The organism is Aestuariibacter salexigens DSM 15300 (assembly GCF_000429145.1).
GTDB lineage: Bacteria > Pseudomonadota > Gammaproteobacteria > Enterobacterales > Alteromonadaceae > Aestuariibacter > Aestuariibacter salexigens.
This window is the reverse complement of sequence record NZ_AUBH01000012.1, coordinates 17662-40710: the sequence shown is the minus strand read 5'-3', so window position 1 is coordinate 40710 and position 23049 is coordinate 17662. Positions and strand designations below refer to the sequence as shown.

General features: G+C 49.9%; 21 protein-coding genes. 13 read left to right on the top strand and 8 right to left on the bottom strand.

Features of this window, described 5'->3' with window-relative positions:
* Nucleotides 1-8: 8 nt before the first annotated feature.
* The gene (locus G441_RS19380) at nucleotides 9-2063 is read left to right on the top strand and encodes a type IV pilus modification PilV family protein (protein WP_051275625.1); all 2055 of its coding nucleotides are present in this window, start codon (nucleotides 9-11) and stop codon (nucleotides 2061-2063) included.
* Nucleotides 2064-2083: 20 nt separating this feature from the next.
* Here the strand turns inward: G441_RS19380 and G441_RS0114265 are convergent, their stop codons facing one another.
* Nucleotides 2084-4612, bottom strand: a complete 2529-nt coding sequence (locus G441_RS0114265; RefSeq protein WP_026376978.1) for a PilZ domain-containing protein — start codon at nucleotides 4610-4612, stop codon at nucleotides 2084-2086.
* A 134-nt stretch (nucleotides 4613-4746) separates the two neighbouring features.
* On the opposite strand from G441_RS0114265, the gene radA reads away from it, so the two are divergent.
* Nucleotides 4747-6114, top strand: a complete 1368-nt coding sequence (gene radA, locus G441_RS0114260) for a DNA repair protein RadA (RefSeq protein WP_026376977.1) — start codon at nucleotides 4747-4749, stop codon at nucleotides 6112-6114.
* A gap of 165 nt (nucleotides 6115-6279) precedes the next feature.
* Nucleotides 6280-8148 carry a DUF885 domain-containing protein gene (locus G441_RS0114255; RefSeq protein ID WP_026376976.1) on the top strand — a complete coding sequence of 623 codons (1869 nt, stop codon included), beginning with the start codon at nucleotides 6280-6282 and terminating at the stop codon, nucleotides 8146-8148.
* A gap of 166 nt (nucleotides 8149-8314) precedes the next feature.
* Here G441_RS0114255 and G441_RS0114250 read toward each other — a convergent pair whose 3' ends face one another.
* The 4 genes from G441_RS0114250 to ettA all read right to left on the bottom strand — a co-directional run bounded on the left by G441_RS0114250 (nucleotide 8315) and on the right by ettA (nucleotide 11240).
* Nucleotides 8315-8605 (bottom strand): type II toxin-antitoxin system RelE/ParE family toxin, encoded by a 291-nt coding sequence (locus tag G441_RS0114250; protein ID WP_026376975.1) that lies wholly within the window; start codon nucleotides 8603-8605, stop codon nucleotides 8315-8317.
* A complete protein-coding gene (locus G441_RS0114245; RefSeq protein ID WP_012518669.1) occupies nucleotides 8598-8819 on the bottom strand; it encodes a TA system antitoxin ParD family protein in 222 nt (73 codons plus the stop codon). Before G441_RS0114245 ends, G441_RS0114250 begins: the two co-directional genes overlap by 8 nt.
* A gap of 272 nt (nucleotides 8820-9091) precedes the next feature.
* Nucleotides 9092-9463 (bottom strand): PilZ domain-containing protein, encoded by a 372-nt coding sequence (locus tag G441_RS0114240; protein ID WP_026376974.1) that lies wholly within the window; start codon nucleotides 9461-9463, stop codon nucleotides 9092-9094.
* A 109-nt stretch (nucleotides 9464-9572) separates the two neighbouring features.
* Nucleotides 9573-11240: an energy-dependent translational throttle protein EttA gene (gene ettA, locus G441_RS0114235; protein WP_026376973.1), complete on the bottom strand. Its 1668-nt coding sequence runs from the start codon at nucleotides 11238-11240 to the stop codon at nucleotides 9573-9575.
* Nucleotides 11241-11408: 168 nt separating this feature from the next.
* On the opposite strand from ettA, the gene lpxD reads away from it, so the two are divergent.
* From lpxD to G441_RS0114185, 10 genes are all read left to right on the top strand, one after another.
* Nucleotides 11409-12440: a UDP-3-O-(3-hydroxymyristoyl)glucosamine N-acyltransferase gene (lpxD, locus tag G441_RS0114230; RefSeq protein WP_026376972.1), complete on the top strand. Its 1032-nt coding sequence runs from the start codon at nucleotides 11409-11411 to the stop codon at nucleotides 12438-12440.
* Nucleotides 12441-12593: 153 nt separating this feature from the next.
* Nucleotides 12594-13850, top strand: coding sequence for a serine hydroxymethyltransferase (gene glyA, locus G441_RS0114225; RefSeq protein WP_026376971.1), 1257 nt, complete (start codon nucleotides 12594-12596; stop codon nucleotides 13848-13850).
* A 109-nt stretch (nucleotides 13851-13959) separates the two neighbouring features.
* Nucleotides 13960-14409, top strand: coding sequence for a transcriptional regulator NrdR (gene nrdR / locus G441_RS0114220; protein ID WP_026376970.1), 450 nt, complete (start codon nucleotides 13960-13962; stop codon nucleotides 14407-14409).
* 38 nt (nucleotides 14410-14447) lie between these two features.
* On the top strand, nucleotides 14448-15536 hold the full coding sequence (gene ribD / locus G441_RS0114215; protein ID WP_034475261.1) for a bifunctional diaminohydroxyphosphoribosylaminopyrimidine deaminase/5-amino-6-(5-phosphoribosylamino)uracil reductase RibD: 1089 nt from the start codon (nucleotides 14448-14450) through the stop codon (nucleotides 15534-15536).
* A 15-nt stretch (nucleotides 15537-15551) separates the two neighbouring features.
* Nucleotides 15552-16214, top strand: a complete 663-nt coding sequence (locus tag G441_RS0114210; RefSeq protein WP_026376968.1) for a riboflavin synthase — start codon at nucleotides 15552-15554, stop codon at nucleotides 16212-16214.
* Between the two features lie 23 nt (nucleotides 16215-16237).
* Nucleotides 16238-17338 carry a bifunctional 3,4-dihydroxy-2-butanone-4-phosphate synthase/GTP cyclohydrolase II gene (gene ribBA / locus G441_RS0114205; protein WP_026376967.1) on the top strand — a complete coding sequence of 367 codons (1101 nt, stop codon included), beginning with the start codon at nucleotides 16238-16240 and terminating at the stop codon, nucleotides 17336-17338.
* Nucleotides 17339-17411: 73 nt separating this feature from the next.
* Nucleotides 17412-17888 (top strand): 6,7-dimethyl-8-ribityllumazine synthase, encoded by a 477-nt coding sequence (gene ribH / locus G441_RS0114200; protein WP_026376966.1) that lies wholly within the window; start codon nucleotides 17412-17414, stop codon nucleotides 17886-17888.
* Nucleotides 17889-18314, top strand: a complete 426-nt coding sequence (nusB, locus tag G441_RS0114195) for a transcription antitermination factor NusB (protein WP_026376965.1) — start codon at nucleotides 17889-17891, stop codon at nucleotides 18312-18314. It begins immediately after the preceding gene.
* Between the two features lie 4 nt (nucleotides 18315-18318).
* Nucleotides 18319-19290 (top strand): thiamine-phosphate kinase, encoded by a 972-nt coding sequence (thiL, locus tag G441_RS0114190; RefSeq protein WP_026376964.1) that lies wholly within the window; start codon nucleotides 18319-18321, stop codon nucleotides 19288-19290.
* Nucleotides 19290-19778: a phosphatidylglycerophosphatase A family protein gene (locus tag G441_RS0114185; RefSeq protein WP_026376963.1), complete on the top strand. Its 489-nt coding sequence runs from the start codon at nucleotides 19290-19292 to the stop codon at nucleotides 19776-19778. The genes thiL and G441_RS0114185 overlap by 1 nt, the downstream gene beginning before the upstream one ends.
* Here G441_RS0114185 and dxs read toward each other — a convergent pair.
* The 3 genes from dxs to xseB are packed head-to-tail and all read right to left on the bottom strand — an operon-like array spanning nucleotide 19773 to nucleotide 22804.
* Entirely contained in the window at nucleotides 19773-21641 is a 1869-nt protein-coding gene (dxs, locus tag G441_RS0114180) for a 1-deoxy-D-xylulose-5-phosphate synthase (RefSeq protein WP_026376962.1), read from the bottom strand. The two genes, G441_RS0114185 and dxs, sit on opposite strands and share 6 nt — an antisense overlap.
* 21 nt (nucleotides 21642-21662) lie before the next feature.
* On the bottom strand, nucleotides 21663-22553 hold the full coding sequence (gene ispA, locus G441_RS0114175; protein ID WP_026376961.1) for a (2E,6E)-farnesyl diphosphate synthase: 891 nt from the start codon (nucleotides 22551-22553) through the stop codon (nucleotides 21663-21665).
* The gene (gene xseB / locus G441_RS0114170) at nucleotides 22553-22804 is read right to left on the bottom strand and encodes an exodeoxyribonuclease VII small subunit (RefSeq protein ID WP_026376960.1); all 252 of its coding nucleotides are present in this window, start codon (nucleotides 22802-22804) and stop codon (nucleotides 22553-22555) included. The genes ispA and xseB overlap by 1 nt, the downstream gene beginning before the upstream one ends.
* Nucleotides 22805-23049 lie beyond the last annotated feature (245 nt).

Below are 23049 nucleotides of genomic sequence, written 5' to 3'. Positions count from 1 at the left end.
AGGTAAGTATGAGAGGTTTTACCTTAATCGAAGTAATTGTGGTCGCCTTCATCGTAATGCTGGGCGTAACAGGCTATGTCACCTTGCAAAGCGAGTATGTGCGAACGGATTCAACGTTAAACTTACGCACTATCGCCACTGAACTGGCGCAGGAAAAATTGGATGATTTGAGACAGTTTAATGCACTTGAATCTAATCCAGGTGATATTGCCTACAACGATATCGATGACAACGTGGGTGGCAGCATTGCCGCTGGCGCTGTCGATGTTGCCATAAAAACAGGCGATGGTCAGACCCACCAATTTACCCGCTCGTGGGCGGTCACAGAGCAATATTTTGTTGATACTGATGCGGATGGTGCTCCAGATACCTGGTTGGATGAAGGGGATGCCGGACTACCTGCTGCGCTTCCCGCTTATGCGTCACAAAAGATGGTTGAAGTCACTGTTAGCTTTCAGGACAACACGGGCGCTGCAAAACAGGTTGACGTCAGTGGCAGCGTAGCGCCCATTCCAGTAGGTAGAAGTTTTCAGGCCACCAATGAATCTGATAACGCAAAAGCACAGCCTCAGGTAGTCTATAACCCGGGGCGTGCGCCGGACGTTATTGCCTATGATTTGGGTAATGGCGAAAACATTGAGACCAGTAAGCCGGTGCCAGACATCGATAAGCAGGGCGATAATAACGTCGTGCAGTTTGAAACGATTCGTTATATCGAACTGATTGATCGCACGGATAAACTAGAGCAGGAAGAATTTCTGACGGTTAATTGTGAATGTGTATTGGCTGGTACAGGAGAAGGCTACACCGCATCAGTCACCATGCTTGATGATGAAGAGCTGGTAGTAAAACCCGGTGAAGTGGTTACCAAAATGACTGGTCGCGTTGATGGTGTCGGACAGCCTGCTCTGTGTGAAGAATGCTGTCGCGACCACCACGATAATCTGGATACTGTGGCAAGCGGTTCTTACTACCGCACTGAAGGTGGCTTGCCGCACGGACATTACAAGCGTACCGGCGAGAACACATTCGTGCCGGCAACCTCGGTAGGAAGTAAATACGACGAGGTATGTCGGTTTAAGCGGGTAAATGGTTACTTTGCGCTGTATACCGACTGGCAACTGGTAGATATTGTACAGTTCGATGACCAGTTTTTATTTGATGACGCAGCCCTGGCCGCTTATATCAATTACAGTGAAAATGTTGTAGCCGCCGAAGTTACCGGTGGATCTAAGCCTATTAGACCAGAGGGACGCGATATGACAGTCGCGCCAGGCGGCTATCAGCTTATCTCTCGCGGGATCTATGTGGACAGGTTAACCAGCGACCATCGCGATGCGATTCGCGCTAAAATAGCGGCGGGCGACTCTGACTGGAAAGCCATTACCCCGTTTTATGATATTAACCTGACACTCCTATCAGATTGGTCATCTAAAGACACTAACATTGTTACTGTCACACAGGAGCCGATTCAGACAATCGTGGATCCCGTGAATGATTTTTATGGCACATACAGCCGTGGTCGTCTGGAGGCCCTGAGAGACGGAATCACAAATACGAGAGTGTTTAGTACAGCGTTTAACTCTGGCATTACCGGAACCGGTGCGATTTCGCCGGTTGATGTAAGCGCCGGAGTGCTGGATGATACGTTAGTCGTCACGGTAGATAGCAAAGCTGGTACTGAAAAGTTTTTCGGCCTTATTGCTGATATTAATTGCTTGATTACAACAGCCGGGGTGACAGAAAGCTGTGAAACCAACAATGACCTTCGGGCTAATTTCGTTGATCTTGCTTCTATGGATATATTACCAAGCCCTGAGCAATTTTCCTGTCTAGTTAACGTGCCTAAAGGTAAATCGACACCATTCTTCAGCTGTGAGAATGTCTCCGAAAACTGGAACGGTTACATGGAGTTCACCATCAATAAGCCAGGCTTTACCACGGTATACAAGATTCAGTATCCTGATGGACGCGTAGAGGAAATGAATATCCTTAGGCTTGACTCTCGTCTAGTCGCGACATCAAACAGAGAATATAGCCTAATTCTTGAATTTATAGAGTAATACAGCAAAACTGCGCACCATTAGGTGCGCAGTAGCTCTTCAATGTCGTGATTATCGACTTTGAGTTTTTCGGGCGGCAGCTGGTTGTTCTTAATCTGAATGGCATCAAAACCGAAGCGCATCATTACCTCATCAGTGACATCTACCATATTCCCTATACCGGTAATGCTCCAAAGCTGCTCTTCCAGCTCTTTGGCTTTGTGCATGGCATATACGCTGATGTAATTTAACTCTGACTGAATGGTTTCCAGATCAGGCCGTCCGGTACGCACTATGAACAGTTTTACCGCAACAAACTGGCCATTTTCCAGGGCCTGCTGAATAAATGCTTTACGGGCGCTATCGTCTGTAAACTGGGCCGAAAAACGGCTCACTACCGCATCAGCGTAATGGCGCTGGCTCGGATCAAACGCAACGAGGATCTCATGCATCAGTGCATAGTGGGTCGCGTCTAACTGACGCATGCTCTCCGACAAAAACGGCCTTTCCACATCACCGTCCATAGTTAACACGCTGAAATTGAGCTGACCTTGTTCGGCATCATGCGCAAATAGCCCGTACAGTCTGCTTGGCTGCTGTCTGGCGGCGAACCTATCGGGCACAAATTGGGTTCCGTCTTTGCGGATAAAAAATGCGATATTTTGCTGGTTCTTTGCGTGCATTGAGCGCAGTGCAGAGCCAATGCCGGGAATCTCCTCTTCATCTCTGTACGCTTTGAGACGGGAGCGATTATTGCGGATCAATTCGTCGAAGAATGCCAATGCAGTGGACTTTTGCGTATCACTGTCGGCCTGCAGATGCAGAATATTGCGGTCGCGACTGACATTGCGGACCTGATACGACAGGTTATTTAGTGAGTATTTCTTCGTCACTTTTTGCAACTGCGGGAACGATAACTTCACACGGTTGCCGGGCTGGCCGTGAAAAAATGATTCCAGCTCGATACGCAGACCATGTACTGAAACATCTTCACTCACACCTTCTAACTGCATCCCATCAAACTCAATCAATACTTTGGAGCGCAGCTGATAACGCGTTTCGCTGCGTTGCTCCATGTATTTGTAACGGAAAATACTGAGTTTTGCTGGCGGCCGGTTGCGCGGATGACCGAAAATTTTCAGTTCAGCAAGCTGTTCGCGGCGGATTTTAAGATTATGATACGGCAATCTGCCTACTTCATCGGTAATGTCGGTGACCACGGCCAGGTGTTTGATATTCTTTAACTTTGCCATCAAACGCGGCGGCGGTGGTTGATTCTGTCGCTTCACCGATTCGCTGATGCTGCTGGGGATAGAAAGCGGAGTATAGGCCTGTTGTGGCCTTGCGTCACTGAGTTGTACCTTAAGGATGCGCCAGCTGGCTTTTCGGGCACCAAAGCCAAGGAACACGTCTTTCAACTTAGGATTGCTGTTCAGCTCTTGTATAGACGCAGAATAAAAATACACTTTGTCATCTTTGACGTGGTTAAACACGTAAATGATCATTTCCTGCGCATGAGCAGGCATGTCGATTAACCATTCAAGACGTTTCTGGCTGAGGATGTAACCCAGCCGACATTCACCTTTTTCATCTGCCCAATAACTGAGGATTTCCCGGTTGAAGTCATTCGCCATAACAAAGTGTGGCGCCCACTTGCCCTCACGACTCTCAATGAATACCGGCACCGATGTAAAACTTGGGGTGTAATATTGCTCACAGGTTTTGTTTAACACCGCTTCCAGGGTGTTATCCATATTGACTTTATAACGCCGTTTGTTGCCGTGAATAAACTTATCGATAAAGTTCTCGAAGCTTTCGTTGGGCACGTCATAGAGGCGCTGCAGGCTTAAACGCTGCTCTTTCTGGCTGCGGTCGATATGCACGATGGTGTAGTTCACTCCACGCTTCTTATCCAGCGTGTATTCACCTTCCAAGCCCCGAAACTGAATAGAGAGGCGCTCTCCTGGCTTGAAAAGCTCGTCTTTTGACAGCTTGATCTTGAGGCCGCTGACGGACATATCCAGAGTGACGGCCTGCGAGCTTTTGTTGACGTCGGAAAATACTTCAATCGAGACGGCAAAATTCATGCGCTCTTCAGCACGGCAAGGATAGTCTAGCAAGCTGATGCGCTCTGCCAGGTGGCTTGTTTGCTTTTTTCGGTTTGCTGCAGTGTTGTCGTCGCTGGAAGGTTGCTTACGGTCCAGTTCGGCCTGTTTGCGCTGCATGATCTTAATGTTGTTTTCGGTCTCCATCACCGCTTCATACACGCCGATCGTATAGCCGCTGAACAATCTCACCTGACGCTCATAGACATCAATGGCAATGTCATCGAGAAAGTGACTACGCCCGTCATGGACAAATTCGCGACATTCGCCGTCCACCTGATTGCGCAGGTCAATACGTCTGATGCAGGGCCGTGCCAGACGCTTTAATTCCATTTTGATCAAGAAACGCTTTTCTTTTGGCACGCCGCTGGCTACCTGAGCCAGAACCTGATTAAATTCTGGCTCATTGATCATCGGCTTAAGCTGTTCAATGATATCGCGATATTGTTCCAGATCCGGTGTCATGCTTACCGCTTGTTCTCGTTATTATGATTACCTGAATATTATCGGCCACGAACAGCAGAGTGTGAATCAGCAGCGCTTCGTCAACACATCGTTTCCTGATAATCTAAGGCCACTATATCCCAAAGCAACTTTTTATGGCAAAACGCAAAACAGCTTATGTATGTTCTGACTGCGGCGCAGACTTTCCTCGCTGGCAGGGACAGTGCAGTGAATGTGGGGCATGGAATACCATCAGTGAAGTCAGATTGGCTGCTTCACCGGGTCGCCCATCGCCGACCAATTTGTCCGGTTACGCAGGCAGCACCGCCGCCAAGGTGTCCGTGCTGGCCGATATCGACTTACAGGCGTTACCGCGCTTCACCGCTGGATTTTCTGAGCTTGACCGTGTACTCGGTGGAGGTATTGTGCCGGGTGCAGCAATGCTGATTGGCGGCTCTCCCGGGGCCGGTAAGAGTACCTTGTTGTTACAAGTGATGTGTTTTCTGGCACAGACACAATCAACACTTTATGTCACCGGAGAGGAGTCACTGCAGCAGGTAGCCATGCGCGCTAAACGTTTGGGACTGCCAGATGACAAACTGAAACTGCTGGCCGAAACCAACGTTGAGAGCATTTGCGAGTTGGCGCTGCAACACAAACCGACTGTGATGGTCATTGATTCGATTCAGGTGATGCACATGGCAGATCTGCAATCCGCACCGGGCGGTGTGTCGCAGGTGCGTGAGAGTGCAGCATATTTGACTCGCTTTGCCAAACAACATCATATCGCCATGTTTATTGTTGGCCACGTCACTAAGGATGGCAGCCTTGCCGGTCCGAAGGTGCTTGAGCATTGTATCGACTGTTCGATGATGCTCGAAGGAGACAGCGATAACCGTTACCGCACCTTGCGCGGCAATAAAAATCGTTTTGGTGCGGTCAATGAACTTGGGGTCTTCGCGATGACAGAAAAGGGTCTGCGTGAGGTCACCAATCCATCGGCAATATTTTTAAATCGCGCCGATCAGCAGTCCTCAGGCAGCATTGTCATGGTTATCTGGGAGGGTACACGCCCCCTGTTGGTAGAGATACAGGCCTTGGTTGATCACTCGCCGTTGGCTAACCCCAGACGTCTTGCCGTCGGGCTTGAGCAGAATCGTCTGGCTATGTTGCTGGCGGTGATGCATCGCCATGGCAATATCCAGATGAGCGATCAGGATGTATTTGTCAATGTTGTTGGCGGCGTCAAAGTGACCGAAACGGGGGCCGATTTGGCGTTGCTGTTGGCAATGGTGTCTAGCTTTCGTGACCGCCAGTTACCCAGAGATCTGATTGTTTTTGGCGAAGTCGGATTAGCCGGTGAAATACGCCCCGTACCCAATGGTACAGAGCGTCTGTCAGAGGCGGCTAAGCACGGTTTTAAACGCGCGATTATTCCAAAGGCGAACGCCCCTAAACAGCCCGTGCCCGGTCTTGAAGTGCAGGCAGTAAGCAGACTTCAGGAGGCCCTTGACGCATTGTAACTTTGCGTACGGGTTCTCCATTCATCATAAAAAATCGGTAAGTGAACGCAATTGCGCTGGGACGCAATAGTCCGGAGCAACAAAGCATTGCATAATGACCGGTTTGTCACTGCCGACAGGCAATGACAAGCTCATAACATAATAATGATCACTCCAGGGGGAATAATGACCAAACTTAAACATATCGCTGCAGCGGTTTCACTGGCGCTGCTAGTAGGCGGTTGCAGTCAGGCACCTGAGTCGCAACAGGCGCCTAGCGCCGCAGATACCGCTTCGCAAGCACCTGTTGCACAGGCTGATAGTGCGGTTGCGCAAACTGAATCGGAAAAGGCCAACCAGCTGTTTGAAGACATCTTCATGGAAAATGTGATGCGCAGCCCAATGTATCAGTCGTATCTAGGCATCAAAGACGATCAGGATAAGTGGGACGATATTTCTGAAGCCCGTGCTCAGGAAAATCTGGCCTTGCAAAAAGAGCAACTGGCGCGCGTCATGGCTATTGATGTGGACAAACTGGACGAGCAAACTTCGCTGAGCTGGCAGCTGATGAAGCAACAGCTTGAGCGCCAGATCAATGATTTCAAATGGCGTCATTATAATTACCCGGTAAACCAGATGTTTGGTATGCATTCCAGCATTCCGTCGTTGCTGATCAATCAACATCGCATCAGTGAGGTGGCTGATGCTGAAGCGTATATCTCGCGTTTAAACGGCCTTCCAGCATTGTTTTCTCAACTGGTTGAAAACCTTAATCTGCGTATTGAAAAAGGCATCGTTGCACCGCGCTTCGTGTATCCGTACGTGATCAGTGACAGTCAGAACATTATCACTGGTGCGCCTTTCGATGATGGTGAGCCAAGCACGCTGCTGGCTGATTTCAGCAAAAAAGTGAACGCGCTTGAAATTGACGACGCACAAAAACAAGCGCTGCTGGCCGATGCCGAGAAAGCCTTGGTTGAGTCAGTGAAACCTGCCTATGAAAACCTGATTGCAGCTGTGCAGAACATTGCTGAGCAGGCCGACGATAAAGATGGCGCATGGAAGTTCCCCGAGGGCGAAACCTTCTACAACAACGCGTTAGCAAGAACCACTACCACAGACCTGACAGCTGAAGAGATACATCAGATTGGTCTTAATGAAGTGGCCAGAATTCACGATGAAATGCGTGAGATCATGCGCAAAGTGGGTTACGAGGGCACGCTGCAAGAGTTTTTCGTATTCATGCGTAATAACGAGCAGTTTATCTACGCGGCGAATGATGAGGGCAGATCGCGTTATCTAAGTGAAGCTACGGCACTGATTGATAACATGAAAACGCGTCTGGACGAGTTGTTTATCACTAAGCCTAAAGCGGATTTGATTGTTAAGGCGGTAGAACCCTTCCGTGAAAAGTCAGCTGGTAAGGCGTTTTATCAGCAGCCATCAATGGATGGTTCGCGTCCAGGCACCTATTATGCCAACCTTTATGACATGGCATCCATGCCAACCTATCAGATGGAAGCACTGGCTTATCATGAAGGGGTCCCTGGTCACCACATGCAGATAGCTATTGCACAGGAGCTTGAGGGTATTCCTAAGTTCCGTAAATTTGGCCGTTATACCGCGTACACCGAGGGCTGGGGCCTTTACAGCGAGTTCGTGCCAAAAGAAATCGGCCTGTATCAGGACCCGTATTCCGATTTCGGTCGCCTCGCAATGGAACTATGGCGCGCCTGTCGACTGGTGGTTGATACCGGTATTCATGCCATGAAATGGACGCGTGAAGAAGGTATTGATTACTACGTGTCAAACACGCCAAATGCAGAAGCAGACGCGGTGAAAATGGTTGAACGTCATATCGTCATGCCAAGTCAGGCTACGGCGTACAAGATTGGTATGCTGAAGATCCTGGAGCTGCGTGAAAAAGCTAAAACAGCTCTCGGCGATGCATTCGATATTCGTGAATTCCACGATGTCGTGCTTGCCAATGGTCCGGTACCACTGAATGTGCTTGAGCAGTTTGTGGATGATTACATCAACGCGAACAAAGCATAAGCGCCAAAAGTGAGCATGAAAAAAGCTGCCTTCGGGCAGCCGTGTCGCAATCTCGGTTACTAATGAGAGTATGCTACTCAATTCATGTCCGTAAAAAAATATAACAATATGGGAGCAGGATGCTCCCATTCCTTTTTGCCTATTAGCGTAAAATGATCAGCGTTAGTCAGAATAGCTTTTTCACTTCACGGTAAAAGTTTTCATGGGAACCAAGCGCTATCAACTCAAGAATGACAGTTCCATCTTCGTAACTATAACCAAGCAAAGTCAATTGCTTGGCCATCTTGAACTTATAGACACGAAGAAATGACAAATCACCTTTTTTTTGCTCGCCCAGCAGAGGTTCTTCCATCAGTGCTTTTACCGCTTTATCTAGGTCTTTTTTCTGGTTCGGGTGTAACTTCTTAACCGCTTTCTTAAAATTAGATGTTTGTAAAACGGTTGTAATACTAACCAAAATCGTAAGGCTCCAACTTTCCCGCCTCTTTTTCAGCTTTAGATATAATTGCCTGTTTTACGAATTCGTAAGGCAAGTCTGGATTATCTTCCATCATTTCGCCTATTTTCGCCCAGTGCTCAATTTGTTTAGGCATTGTGCGGTTCAGCGCTTTGCCCATGATAGTTGCTTTCTCAACGAGATCTTGGTCTAGTCTAACGCTTGCTGTTGCCATTCTGACTCTCCTGCAAATTGCTCAATAGATTGTAGCAATCTGCTACAATTGTAGCAAGTTGCTCATATCTAGGCGCATTTGTTCGCTCACCGGCTCGCTGGGATAATCATGCGCACGCTCAGTAGCCCGGCGGCCGATTTCAGTCTACGTATTTCGGTTCAATGTGTGGGTGTTTTTATGTTCAGTATCAGAGTGAAGTGATCATTCAAATCTTAAGTGGCTGACGTCTACAATCCGCTCAGTATTTTTAATGGTTTGACCACAAAAAAGGGCTAGGCTGATTCCGCGTAGTGATTAATCAGCGCATCCAGATCTCGCTGTAACAGCGACTCATCGGCCAGGTTTAGTTCAACGACACGGCGCAGCTGCGTCGCGCTGTCTATATCCATAAGTTCAATATGAAACCCCATAAGCCCTTCACGCACATGTTTTATGTCGCCTTCGAGCACAATAGCGGTATCCAGTTGGGGTAGGGGAATATCTAACAGAAAAGACTGACTGGTGTCCCCATCAAAAGGAGACGAGACAGAAAGCAGCGCGCCCTGCAGTGAAACGTCGACCAGTGTCACCGGCCACTGCTGTTTACCCTGACATAGCGTAGCCGCAGAGTTGACTATTACTCGATTAAACCTGCGCTTTTCCATGTCGCCTCGACAAGATGTGTGTACACCAGACAAGCGTAGCTGATGCGGTGTGAAAAGCAATAGCCGGTCAGTTACCCGGAAGGGATGACCGGCGTTGTAAGACGACAGGTTATTTGCTGATTTTCTTGTACTTGAGACGGTGAGGCTCAACCACGTCCTGACCAAAGTTGGCTTTCAGCCATGCTTCGTAGTCTGTGTAGTTGCCTTCATAAAAGTTGATCTTACCCTCATCGCGGTAATCCATGATGTGCGTGGCAACGCGGTCCAGGAACCATCTGTCGTGCGAAATCACCATTGCGCAGCCAGGAAATTCCAGTAACGCGTTTTCCAGTGCGCGCAAGGTTTCCACGTCGAGGTCGTTGGTAGGTTCGTCGAGCAGCAGTACGTTACCACCGGCCTGCAGCAGTTTCGCTAAATGCACACGGTTGCGCTCACCGCCGGACAGGTCTTTGATGTACTTCTGCTGGTCGGTGCCTTTGAAATTAAAGCGGCTGCAGTATGCGCGACTGTTAATCTCAAAGTTACCAATGCGGATGATATCCTGACCGTCAGACAACTCCTGCCAGACTGTGTTATTGCCGTTCATGTGATCACGGAACTGCTCCACGCTGGCAATGTGAACCGTATCACCCAGCGTGATGTCTCCGCTATCCGGTTGCTCTTTATCCGTTAACATACGGAACAGGGTCGACTTACCCGCACCATTCGGCCCTATGATGCCAACAATTGCGCCTTTGGGGACTGAAAAACTCAAATCATCAATCAGCACTCTGTCGCCATAGGATTTACGCAGGTGGTTAACTTCAATGACTTTATCCCCAAGTCTTTCACCGGGCGGAATAAACAGTTCATTGGTCTCGTTACGACGCTGATAATCTGAACTGTTGAGCTCCTCGAAGCGAGCCATTCGGGCCTTGCTCTTGGCCTGACGCCCCTTCGGATTGGTTCGCACCCATTCCAGCTCTTGTTTGATTGACTTCTGGCGGGCGTTCTCAGCACGTTCTTCCTGCTCCAGACGCTTGTCTTTCTGCTCCAGCCAGGAAGAATAGTTTCCTTCCCAGGGAATCCCGTGTCCGCGGTCCAGCTCCAGTATCCAGCCTGCTACATTGTCGAGGAAGTATCTATCGTGGGTAATGGCGACGACCGTGCCTTCATAGTCATGCAAGAAGCGCTCAAGCCAGGCAACCGATTCTGCATCAAGGTGGTTGGTAGGCTCATCGAGCAGCAGCATGTCTGGTTTTTCAAGTAGCAGTCGGCACAGTGCAACACGACGACGTTCACCTCCGGACAGCTTGGATACGTCGGCATCCCACGGCGGCAGACGCAGCGCATCGGCGGCGCGCTCCAGCGCGTTGTCCAGATTATGGCCATCTTTGGTCTGAATGATCGCTTCAAGCTCTGCCTGTTCTTTGGCTAACGCATCGAAATCTGCATTCTCGTCCGCATAGGCGGCATACACTTCGTCAAGTCGCTTGAGTGCGTGCGCAACGTCAGCCACGGCTTCCTCAATATTACCCCTGACATCCTTGCTTTCGTCCAGTTGTGGCTCTTGCGGCAAATAGCCAATCTTAATGCCTGGCTGAGGACGGGCCTCGCCCTCAATCTCTGTATCGACTCCGGCCATGATGCGCAGCAGGGTTGACTTACCGGCGCCATTCAGGCCCAGCACGCCGATTTTAGCGCCCGGGAAAAAGCTAAGAGAAATATCTTTAAGGATCTGTCTGTTGGGTGGAACAATTTTGCCCACCCGGTGCATAGTGTATACGTATTGAGACATGGATAACTCGTCGCCTGATATAATTCGCTGCGTATTGTAGTGGACGCAGTGTGCAACCTAAAGGTTTGCAACTAAAAATTTATTTGTACATGTGTACGTGGTCACACATGGCGCAATAGCTTACACTACAGGGCATTATTTTTATCATGAAAGTAGTGCAGAGTTTTTATGGCAAAAGCTTATTCACTGGGCCAACTGGCCGCCATTTTAGATGCCGAACTTATTGGCAATGAGGAAGTGACTGTATCACAGGTGGCGACATTGCAATCAGCAGGTCAGCAGCAACTGGCGTTTCTCGCCAATAGCAAGTATCGCAAACACCTGCAGAACACCAATGCCGCGGCAGTGTTAGTGAGCCCAGATGAAGCCCAGCACTGCACGACCAACGCACTGGTGTTAAAAGACCCTTATGTAGCATTTGCCAAAGTCGCTCAATTGCTGGATTCTACGCCGCCTGTCGCTCAGGACATTGCACCAACAGCCTATGTTCATCCCAGTGCATCATTGGGACGCAATGTTGCGCTTGGACATAACGTGGTTATCGAAGCGGATGCGGTGTTAGGTGACAACGTCCAGGTAGGCTCGGGAGCGGTAATCGGCCAGGGCAGCCGATTGGGGAAGGGCTGTAAGATTTATCCTAACGTAACGATTTACCACCATTGTGAAATAGGTGACGACGTGACTGTGCATAGCGGTACGGTAGTAGGTTCAGATGGATTCGGCTACGCCAACGAAGCCGGTAATTGGCTTAAAATTCCACAAACTGGCCGCGTTGTGATTGGCGACGGTACGGAGATTGGTGCCAATACCTGTATCGACAGAGGTGCGATAGATGACACCATCATCGGCAAAAACGTCATAATTGATAATCAGGTACAAATTGCGCACAACTGCCAGATTGGTGACCACAGCTGCCTTTGCGGCCTGGTTGGCATTGCAGGCAGCACGACCTTGGGCAAATACGTGGTTATCGGTGGCAGTAGTGGTGTGAATGGTCATATTTCAATTTGTGACAAGGTTCAGATCACCGGGTTTTCTATGGTCACGCGCGATATCACTGAGCCCGGTGTGTACTCGTCTGGCTCACCCGCTGCGCCAAATCGGGAATGGCGACGTAATGCTGTGCGACTCAAACAGCTCGACAGCCTGTTTGAGCGCGTCAAACAACTCGAAACTGCGGTACAGCAGGGCGACGAGTAACAACAAAAACACAGACACTGCAGGTGCTTACCTGGTGTGCAAAGAATGCGTAACAGTGCTGCATAGTTTAAACCCAAAAACCGGTATACAAGGCAGTGAAATTGGCTAGAATAGGCGCCCTATTCGCGTAACAGTAGCCCCAGAGGAGAGATGATGCTATCCAGCAGCATGACCATAGCCGAATTTGATCCGGAATTAGCCAAAGCGATCGAACAGGAAAACACCCGTCAGGAACAGCATATCGAGCTGATTGCATCGGAAAACTATGCCAGCCCCAGAGTACTGGAGGCACAAGGCTCACAGTTAACCAACAAATACGCAGAGGGCTATCCGCACAAACGCTACTATGGCGGTTGTGAATACGTTGATATTGCAGAAGAATTGGCTATCGAACGCGCCAAACAATTGTTTGGTGCGGAGTATGCTAACGTACAGCCTCACTCTGGTTCGCAGGCTAATACGGCAGTATTTATGGCGCTACTGGATGCAGGCGACACCGTACTGGGTATGAGCTTGTCTGATGGCGGTCACCTGACACATGGTTCGCACGTTAATTTTTCGGGCAAAACCTATCATGCAGTCCAGTATGGCCTGAATAACGACACCGGCGAGATTGACTACGAGCAGGTTGAATCACTGGCACGCGAGCATAAGCCAAAAATGATTATTGGCGGTTTCTCTGCTTACTCTGGCGTTGTTGACTGGCAGCGTTTCCGCGCCATCGCAGACGAGGTGGGTGCTTATTTGTTAGTGGATATGGCGCACGTTGCCGGCTTGGTCGCCGCTGGCGTCTATCCTAACCCGCTGCCTCACGCACACGTTGTTACAACAACGACTCACAAGACCCTGGCGGGCCCTCGCGGTGGTCTTATTCTGTCATCCTGTGGCGATGAAACACTGTATAAAAAATTCAACTCATCGGTGTTCCCTGGCAACCAGGGCGGACCGCTATGCCACGTAATAGCAGCGAAAGCAGTGGCATTCAAAGAAGCGTTGCAGCCTGAATTCAAAGCTTATCAGCAGCAAGTTGTCGCTAACGCCAAGGCCATGGTCAGCGTAATGATGGAGCGTGGTTACAAAATCGTCTCGAACGGTACGGATAATCATTTGTTCTTGCTCGATCTGATTGATAAAGATATTACTGGTAAAGATGCGGACGCCGCGCTTGGACGTTCAAACATTACCGTGAATAAAAACTCTGTACCAAATGACCCCCGGTCTCCGTTTGTCACCAGCGGATTGCGCATAGGTACACCGGCGATCACCAGACGTGGTTTCAAAGAGCAGGAAGCCAAACAGGTGGCAACCTGGATTTGTGACGTGCTTGATCACCTCGGTGATGCTTCTGTAGAAGAGCGGGTGCGTAATGAGGTACTGGGTTTGTGTGAGCGTTTCCCAGTTTACGGGTAACACACCCACATTAGTACACCACACAACCGGCTCATGCCGGTTGTGTGCATTCTGGCGGTCTGTTCAAGACTGAACGTCAGGCCGCCATTGAACACGTAAGGAAGCTGACATGTTTTGTCCGTTTTGCAGCGCACAGGAAACCAAAGTAATCGACTCAAGGCTGGTAGCTGAAGGGCATCAGGTGCGACGTCGTCGCGAATGTGCTAATTGCCATGAACGTTTCACCACCTTCGAGCTGGCAGAATTGGTGATGCCGCGCGTCGTGAAAAGAGACGGATCCCGCGAGCCATTCAATGAGGAGAAGTTGCGAGCAGGTATGCTGCGGGCGCTGGAGAAACGACCGGTGGGAACCGAGCAAATAGAGCAATGTATCAGTCGTCTTAAATCGACATTGCGCGCAACCGGAGAGCGTGAGGTGAGTTCTGAGTTTCTCGGCAATCTGATCATGGATGCGCTCAAAGAACTGGATAAGGTGGCGTATGTGCGCTTCGCCTCAGTGTATCGCTCCTTTGAAGATATTCGTGAGTTTGGTGAGGAAATCGCCAGGCTGGGAGATTAACCTTGCAGTCGGACGCCCCGTATCTGGATGCCGCACATATGGCGCGTGCGCTGCAACTTGCCTGGCGCGGGCAGTACTCGACATCGCCGAACCCCCGCGTGGGCTGTGTGCTGACTGATGAGCAGGGACGGATCGTCGGTGAGGGTTGGCATCGCAAAGCGGGGCAGGCCCATGCGGAAGTTAATGCACTTGCTCAGGCAGGTGATAAAGCCAAGGGCGCTACCTGTTATGTCACCCTCGAGCCCTGTAGTCACCATGGCCGTACTGGCCCGTGCGCCGATGCCTTGTTACGCGCCGGCGTGAAGCGTGTTGTCGCTGCCATGCAAGACCCGAACCCTGAGGTGGCAGGCAATGGTATTAAGCGACTGCGCGATGCGGGCGTGCAGGTCGACGTCGGCCTACTAGGCGCAGAGGCAGAAAAATTGAACCAGGGCTTCATCAAGCGTATGCGCACCGGCATGCCCTGGGTCACCGTCAAACTGGCGGCCAGTCTGGATGGTAAAACGGCGCTCGCGAACGGAAATAGTCAGTGGATAACCGGGCCAGAAGCAAGACGGGACGTACAACGACATAGGGCACAAAGTTGCGCGGTGTTAAGTGGTGCTGGCACGGTGATGTCCGACAATCCGAGCTTAAATGTGAGATTTAATGAACTGACTCACGTAGATTGCGATGATCTGCACGTTTACCAGCGTCAACCGTTGCGGGCTATCATTGACGGGCAAAATCAATTACACAGCCAATTACGATTATTGAGCCTGGACGGTGATATTGTCGTATTTAACAAAGCTTATAATCCGCGGCTAAGTGATACGGCAGCGCAACAAGTTCATATTGACCGCGGTGGTGCTCACATTGAATTGACTGCCATATTAAGAGAGTTGGCTCAGCGTCAGTGCAATACAGTGTGGGTAGAGGCTGGTGCACGACTTGCAGGTGCACTGCTTGAAAAAACTCTGGTGGATGAACTGATAGTGTATCAGGCACCTAAACTTCTTGGCGGCGGTGCGAGAGAGCTACTGCACACCGCACCATACACAACACTGTCAGACGCGATAAAGTTGGACTGGCAGGATATCAGACAGGTAGGTGATGACATCAAGATCACCGCACTGGTAACGAATTAAGGTAACAGCGGGTTTATGTTTACAGGCATTATTGAAGCCACTGGCACAATCACACAATTAACCCATCGTGGAGAGGATATTCGCCTGACGGTTGATACTGGCAAGCTGGACATGAGTGATGTTGAACTGGGTGACAGTATTGCGACAAACGGCGTATGCCTCACAGTGGTTGATTTTTCTTCAGGTCATTACAGTGCTGATGTGTCAGCGGAAACCATCCGCTACACGGGTTTTGCAGATTATCAGGTGGGTTCTAGAGTTAATCTTGAAAAAGCGATGCTACCGACTACTCGTTTTGGCGGTCATATTGTCAGCGGTCATGTCGATGGTGTGGGTACGGTGTCTGCCATTCATGAACATAGCAATTACGTTGAGGTTTGGGTGCAAGCGCCTGATGAGCTGGCGAAATATATTGCCCATAAAGGCTCAATCACAGTAGATGGTGTAAGCCTGACGGTGAACAAAGTGGATGGCGCAACGTTTATGCTGTGGTTGATACCACATACGCTGCAGGAAACGATTATCGGCACCTATAAAGTGGGCACCAAAGTCAATTTGGAAGTCGACGTAGTTGCCCGATATCTGGAGCGTCTGCTACAAGGAGATCAGGCAGCACAGCCTCACAAAAAGGATATCAGCATGGAATTTCTGGCCAAGCACGGCTTCGCAAAACGATAAAAAATCAAAGGTACCCTACACAAATGGCTTTAAACACTACGCAAGAAATCATCGACGACATTCGTCAGGGAAAAATGGTCATCCTGATGGACGATGAAGATCGTGAAAATGAGGGTGATTTGATCATGGCGGCCGAATCCGTCACACCTGAAGCGATCAACTTCATGGTCACCCATGCCAGAGGGCTGGTGTGTCTGCCAATGACGGCTGAGCGTTGTAAGCGGTTAAAGTTACCCTTAATGGTAGACAACAATGGCGCCCAGTTTTCAACCAATTTTACCGTCTCTATTGAGGCAGCAGAAGGTGTGACGACCGGTATTTCTGCAGCTGACAGGGCTCGTACTATCCTCGCGGCGGTCAATAAAGACGCCAAACCTGAAGACATTGTGCAGCCCGGTCATATCTTCCCACTGATCGCAAAAGAGGGTGGGGTGCTCAATCGCGCGGGACATACAGAGGCCGGCGTTGATTTGGCGCGACTGGCAGGTGCTGAACCGGCAGCGGTGATTGTCGAAATCCTTAATGATGATGGCACCATGGCCAGACGCCCGCAGCTGGAAAAGTTTGCTGAAAGGCATCAGTTGAAAATCGGCACCATTGCTGACCTGATTGAATATCGCAACCTTAATGAAACGACCATCGAGCAGGTAGCGGAATGTAAGTTACCTACCGAATATGGTGAATTTGATCTTCTGACGTTTCGTGATTCTATTGATAACCAGATACATTTTGCGCTACGCAAAGGGCCAATCAGTGCTGATGAGCCAACATTAGTACGTGTTCACTTGCACAATACATTTAGTGATCTGCTCGGCTCAAAACGAGCGGTGTCTCGCAGCATGACACTGCCTCAGGCGATGCAACGTATTGCAGATGAGGGCGGTGTCCTGGTGTTAATTGGCAAGCAGGAAGATTTAGTTAGTCAGGCACAACAGTTTGAAGCCGAAGATAAGGGCGAAAAAGCCACCGCCGCAGACTGGAAAGGTTCTTCGCGGACCGTTGGTGTAGGTAGTCAGATTCTGGCCAGCCTGGGCGTACATCAGATGCGACTGCTGAGTAAGCCGATTAAATATCACGCGCTGTCAGGATATGGTCTTGAAGTAGTCGAATACATTCACGACTGAACGTAAAAAAATAAACACCGTGTAGGGCGGTGTGCTACAATGCGCGCCGTTTTTGAGCAGGGGCTTGGATAACATGAAAATCATCGAAGGTTCGATTCGCGCCACAGGTAAAAAGTTTGCTGTTGTGGTTTCTCGTTTTAACAGCTTTGTGGTCGAAAGTCTGTTGGATGGTGCACTGGACACACTCGACAGACACGGTGAAGTAAATGAACAGGACATCACGGTAGTGCGTGTTCCTGGGGCTTACGAATTACCCGTTGTCGCTAAAAAACTAGCGGAAAAAGGCGGTTACGACGCAATTATCGCGCTTGGTGCGGTAATTCGCGGTGGCACACCGCATTTTGATTTCGTTGCCGGTGAATGCAACAAAGGTCTTGCTCAAGTGTCATTAGAATACGGTATTCCGGTCGCATTCGGTGTCATTACCACTGACAGCATCGAACAGGCTATCGAGCGCTCTGGTACCAAAGCTGGCAATAAAGGCGCAGAGGCTGCTCTGGGTGCGTTGGAAATGGTCAACGTGCTTGATCAAATCGCTGGAGACGCCTAAGTGAAACCTGCAGCACGTCGTAAGGCCAGAGAGCTGGCCTTACAGGCAATGTATTCCTGGCAAATGACTGATAATCCGGTCGAGCAGGTGGAACTGAGCATTGCTACCAGCAATGACATGTCAAAAGTTGACATGGCTTATTTTTCTGAACTGTTGCGCGGCGCTGTGCAACACGCTGCAGACCTGGATAAGGCTATCAAACCATATTTGGGGCGTTTGCCGGAAGAGCTCGATCAGGTCGAGCGAGCAGTGTTGCGTTTAGCCGCATTTGAATTGATGCATCGCATCGATACGCCGTTTAAAGTTGTCATCAACGAAGCCATTGAACTGGCTAAGTCGTTCGGCGCTGAAGAAAGTCACAAATTCGTTAACGGTGTGCTTGATAAGGCCGCGCTGAAATTACGCGAACACGAAAAGCGAAACTGACCCCTTGAAAGAATTCGAACTGATTGATACCTACTTTCAACAAGGTGGGTATCAGCGTAAAGACGTATTAGCGGGTATTGGCGATGATTGTGCCATTACCCATGTACCAGAAGGCCAATCTCTGGCTGTCACAACTGATACCCTGGTAAGCGGGGTGCATTTCCCTGAGCACACGTCGGCAAAACATATTGCGCATAAGGCGATGGCAGTCAACCTCAGCGATCTGGCGGCGATGGGCGCTGAGCCAGCATGGGTAAGCTTATCGCTGTCCATGCCCGACAGTAACGAAGCTTGGCTTGCTGAGTTTTCATCATCTCTGCTGGAGCTTTGTGCCTATTATAACGTTCAGCTTATTGGCGGTGATACCGTCAGAGGGCCACTGTCGATTACGATAACGGCGCACGGCTTTGTGCCTGTGAAAACGGAATTGACCCGCAATGGCGCCAAACCCGGCGACTGGCTGTATGTGACAGGCACCCTTGGAGATGCTGGTCTGGGGCTGGATATCGTTAATAAGCAGGTACCAGCTTATGGCGAGCACAAACAGTTTTTGCTGAAACGGTTAAACGCGCCAACGCCTCGCGTGCTCGAAGGTACGGCGTTGCGACGTATCGCGAACGCGTGTATTGATATATCTGATGGTTTATTGGCTGACCTTAAACATGTGCTACATCGTTCAGGTTGTGGTGCTATTGTGCAGGTGGATAATTTACCGTTCTCTGTCGCCATGCGCGAGACGGTGCCGATGGAACAGGCAATTCACTACGCCCTGTCATCAGGTGATGACTATGAGTTGTTGTTCACAGTCAGTGAAGAGCAGCGTGGCAATCTGGACACGGTATTGTCCAATTACCATGTGTCCGCAACCTGTATTGGCCAGATGACCGGCGTCACCGAAAAACTTGAGGTGAGACGAGGGTCTGAACCTTTCTCTATCAGCCCTCACGGCTATCAACACTTTGCCACTCCTGCATAATGGACGCCACACTTCGACAGCGAGTGAGTCTTAAAAACCCGGTGCATTTTCTGGCGTTAGGATTTGGCTCTGGCCTGGTGCCCGTCATGCCAGGCACATTTGGTAGTCTGGCCGCATTTCCTATTATTTTGGCAATGTCGTGGCTACCGCTGTGGGGATATCTGCTTGCTACATTAATTATCTGCGTAGCGGGTATCTGGATTTGTGGAAAAACAGCAAAAGAAATGCAAGTACACGATCACGGCTCGATTGTCTGGGATGAAGTGGCAGGCATGGCGGTGACATTTATTGCGGTGCCGCTGTCGCTGACTAACCTGATAGTGGGATTTTTACTCTTTCGTCTGTTCGATATTCTCAAACCCTGGCCAATCAATGCCTTTGATAAGCGTATTCATGGTGGTACCGGGATTATGCTGGACGATCTTGCCGCGGGTGGGCTGGCCATGCTGGTATTACATGGCCTGATAATGTTCAGCGTTTTGTTATGACGCGCTAAACGACTTTACCTGCGCGACGATACCATCGCTATCCAGACCTAGCTCCGCATACATTTCTGTTTGCGTTCCCTGCATTATAAATTCATCTGGTAAACCCAGTTTCAACAGCCTGCAGTCGCTACGATTGGCCATCAACACTTCGGCCACAGCAGACCCTGCACCACCCATAATCGCCCCGTCTTCTAATGTGACCAGTGTATGGTGGGTTGATGCTGCGTGCATTAAGGCATCACGATCCAGCGGTTTTACAAATCGCATATCTATCACAGTGGCATCCAGTATCTCGGCGGCTTGCTCTGCGTAGGGCAACAGCGTACCAAAGTTCAGTATGGCAATATCTCTGCCCTGCCGAATCTGACGGCTCTTGCCAATATCAATCGTCTGCATAGCTGGATCAACCGGCACACCTTTTCCTGCGCCTCTTGGGTAACGCACCGCTGCCGGACCAGTATGTTTGTGCCCGGTATACAACATATTTCTGCATTCCTGTTCATCGGCAGGTGTCATGATCACCATGTTCGGAATACAGCGCATAAAACATAGGTCAAAAGCCCCCTGGTGAGTAGGGCCATCTGCTCCTACGATACCGGCTCGGTCAATGGCGAACAAAACCGGCAAATTCTGCAGGGCCACGTCATGTATCAATTGATCATATGCACGTTGAAGAAAGGTTGAGTAAATGGCGACTACAGCGTTCAAGCCGTCTTTTGCCAACCCTGCGGCAAACGTCACGGCGTGCTGTTCGGCGATGGCGACGTCGAAGTATTGCTCAGGAAACTCCTGAGAGAATCGCACCATACCAGAGCCTTCACGCATTGCTGGTGTTACTGCCATAAGTTTAGGGTCTTGGGCGGCCATGTCGCACAGCCAATCGCCAAATATTTTTGAAAAGCTGGGCTTGGCATCCTTAGACGATTCAGGCAGAGATTCATCCTTGGGGTTGAATTTCGGAACAGCATGAAACTTAATCGGATCTTTCTCTGCCAGCTCGTAGCCTTTACCTTTCTTGGTGACGACATGCAGGATCTGTGGGCCTTTGATTTTCCGCATATTGCGCAAGGTATCAACGACGCCATTAACGTCGTGCCCATCAATAGGGCCGATGTAATTGAAACCCAGTTCTTCAAAAATCGTACCGGGCACAACCATGCCTTTGATGTGCTCTTCAGCACGGCTGGCGAATTCTTTTATCGGCGGCACATTGCTTAACAACTTTTTACCACCGTCACGGATCGAATTAAAAAAGTTGCCAGTCAACAGACGCGCCAAATGACTATTCAGGGCGCCGACATTTTCAGAGATAGACATTTCATTGTCGTTTAAGACAACCAATAGGTCTTTGTCGATGTCGCCGCCGTGGTTGAGTGCTTCAAATGCCATACCAGCGGTCATGGCGCCGTCGCCAATCACAGCCACTACCTTTCTGCCCATGCCTTCTTTTTCCGCCGCTACGGCCATGCCAAGTGCAGCGCTGATGGAGGTGGATGAGTGGCCGACCGCAAACGTGTCGTATTCGCTTTCTGGTGGCCAGGGGAAAGGGTGCAATCCGCCTTTCTGACGAATGCTGGTCATTCTTTCACGGCGTCCGGTTAGTATCTTATGCGGATAGGCCTGGTGACCGACATCCCATACCAGTCGGTCAAATGGTGTGTTGTATACATAGTGCAAGGCAACGGTAAGCTCTACTGTGCCGAGTCCGGATGCGAAATGGCCACTACTCTGACTGACGCTGGTCAGCAGATACTCGCGTAGCTCATCGGCTACCTGACAGAGCTTGTCCTGCGGCAATGTGCGCAGGTTTTCCGGTGTGTCAGCAAGCGCTAACGTCGGATAATGGGAGAGATCCAGAGTCATGGTTGAAAAAGTGCATATCCTTTAATGGTCTCGATTGGCGACGTATTCTGCCAGGGACCGTAAAATTTCCGTATTGTAGGGTAATCCGTGCAAAGCTTGAAGTGCTTGTTGATGCAGTTTGTTGAGATATGCCTGCGCGCCTTCAAGCCCCAAAATTGCCGGAAACGTCGATTTGTTAAGTGCCTGGTCTGAACCCTGAGGCTTTCCTAGTACGTCAGAGTCACCTACCACGTCCAGAATATCATCCTGAACCTGAAACGCCAGGCCCAGTGCTCGCGAGTAGTCGGCAAGTGATAAAATGATTTGTTCGTTGGTAGTTACGCCGCACAGCGCTGGCATCTGCACAGCAGCTTCGAGTAATGCGCCGGTCTTTTTGCGGTGTAAATCGGTAAGTTGCTCAAGACTAATTTGCTGATTGGTCGCTGATAAATCCATTGCTTGACCACCGCACATGCCTGCATAGCCGCTGGCGCGTGCTAACTGACGGATCAGTGCAATCCGTTGTGGTTCGCTCGACCCACTCAGTGGCTGTGATGCCAGCAATTCAAACGCCATCGTCTGCAATGCATCACCAGCCAGTATGGCAGTGGCTTCGTTAAAGGCGATGTGACAGGTTGGTTTGCCCCTGCGCATGGCGTCATTATCCATGGCCGGTAAGTCATCATGAACGAGCGAATAGGCATGCACGCATTCAATGGCGCCGGCGATAACAGTCAGATCATGTTCTGGTACATCGAGCATTTCACCGGTCGCGAATACCAGCAACGGGCGCATGCGTTTACCACCGGATAGCAGTGCATAGCGCATGGCTTGCTTCAGTTCAGGTGCATGTTCAGACAGGCTGTCTACGATACCTTCAAGCGAGCCATCAATAATGGTTTGAACGTGTTTTTGAAACCGGTTCAATGACATCATTCAGCATCGTTGTCGGGGGTAAAGTCCGTCAGTGACTCGCCCTCCTGGTTCTGCATTAACATCTGCACTTTCTGCTCAGCCTGTTTCAATTTGGCCTGTCCGTGGCGGGCAAGTTTGACCCCACGCTCAAAGCTCTGTAATGCCTCCTCAAGAGGCAGTTCACCTGCTTCCATACGAGCTACGATCGATTCTAATTCCTGCATCGATTGTTCAAAGCTGAGCGCATCAATTTTGGTCGCTTCGGTCATGGTAGGGCACCACTATGCGTTGCATTACTAAAATAAGCGCGCACATTAACTCATGCGAATGAATGGGGTCAAATGGTTTGTCAGTGCTGTTCAGGTCAAAGGTAAGCGCCAATTTGGCTATAGAAATACGGTGTTGTGTCGATACAATAATGAGCGAAAACATCTGTACATCACAACGGCTGCGGATACACTAAACTATACGTGCAGCAATACGTTATGGTATCTGAGCAGATGCAAATTAGTCG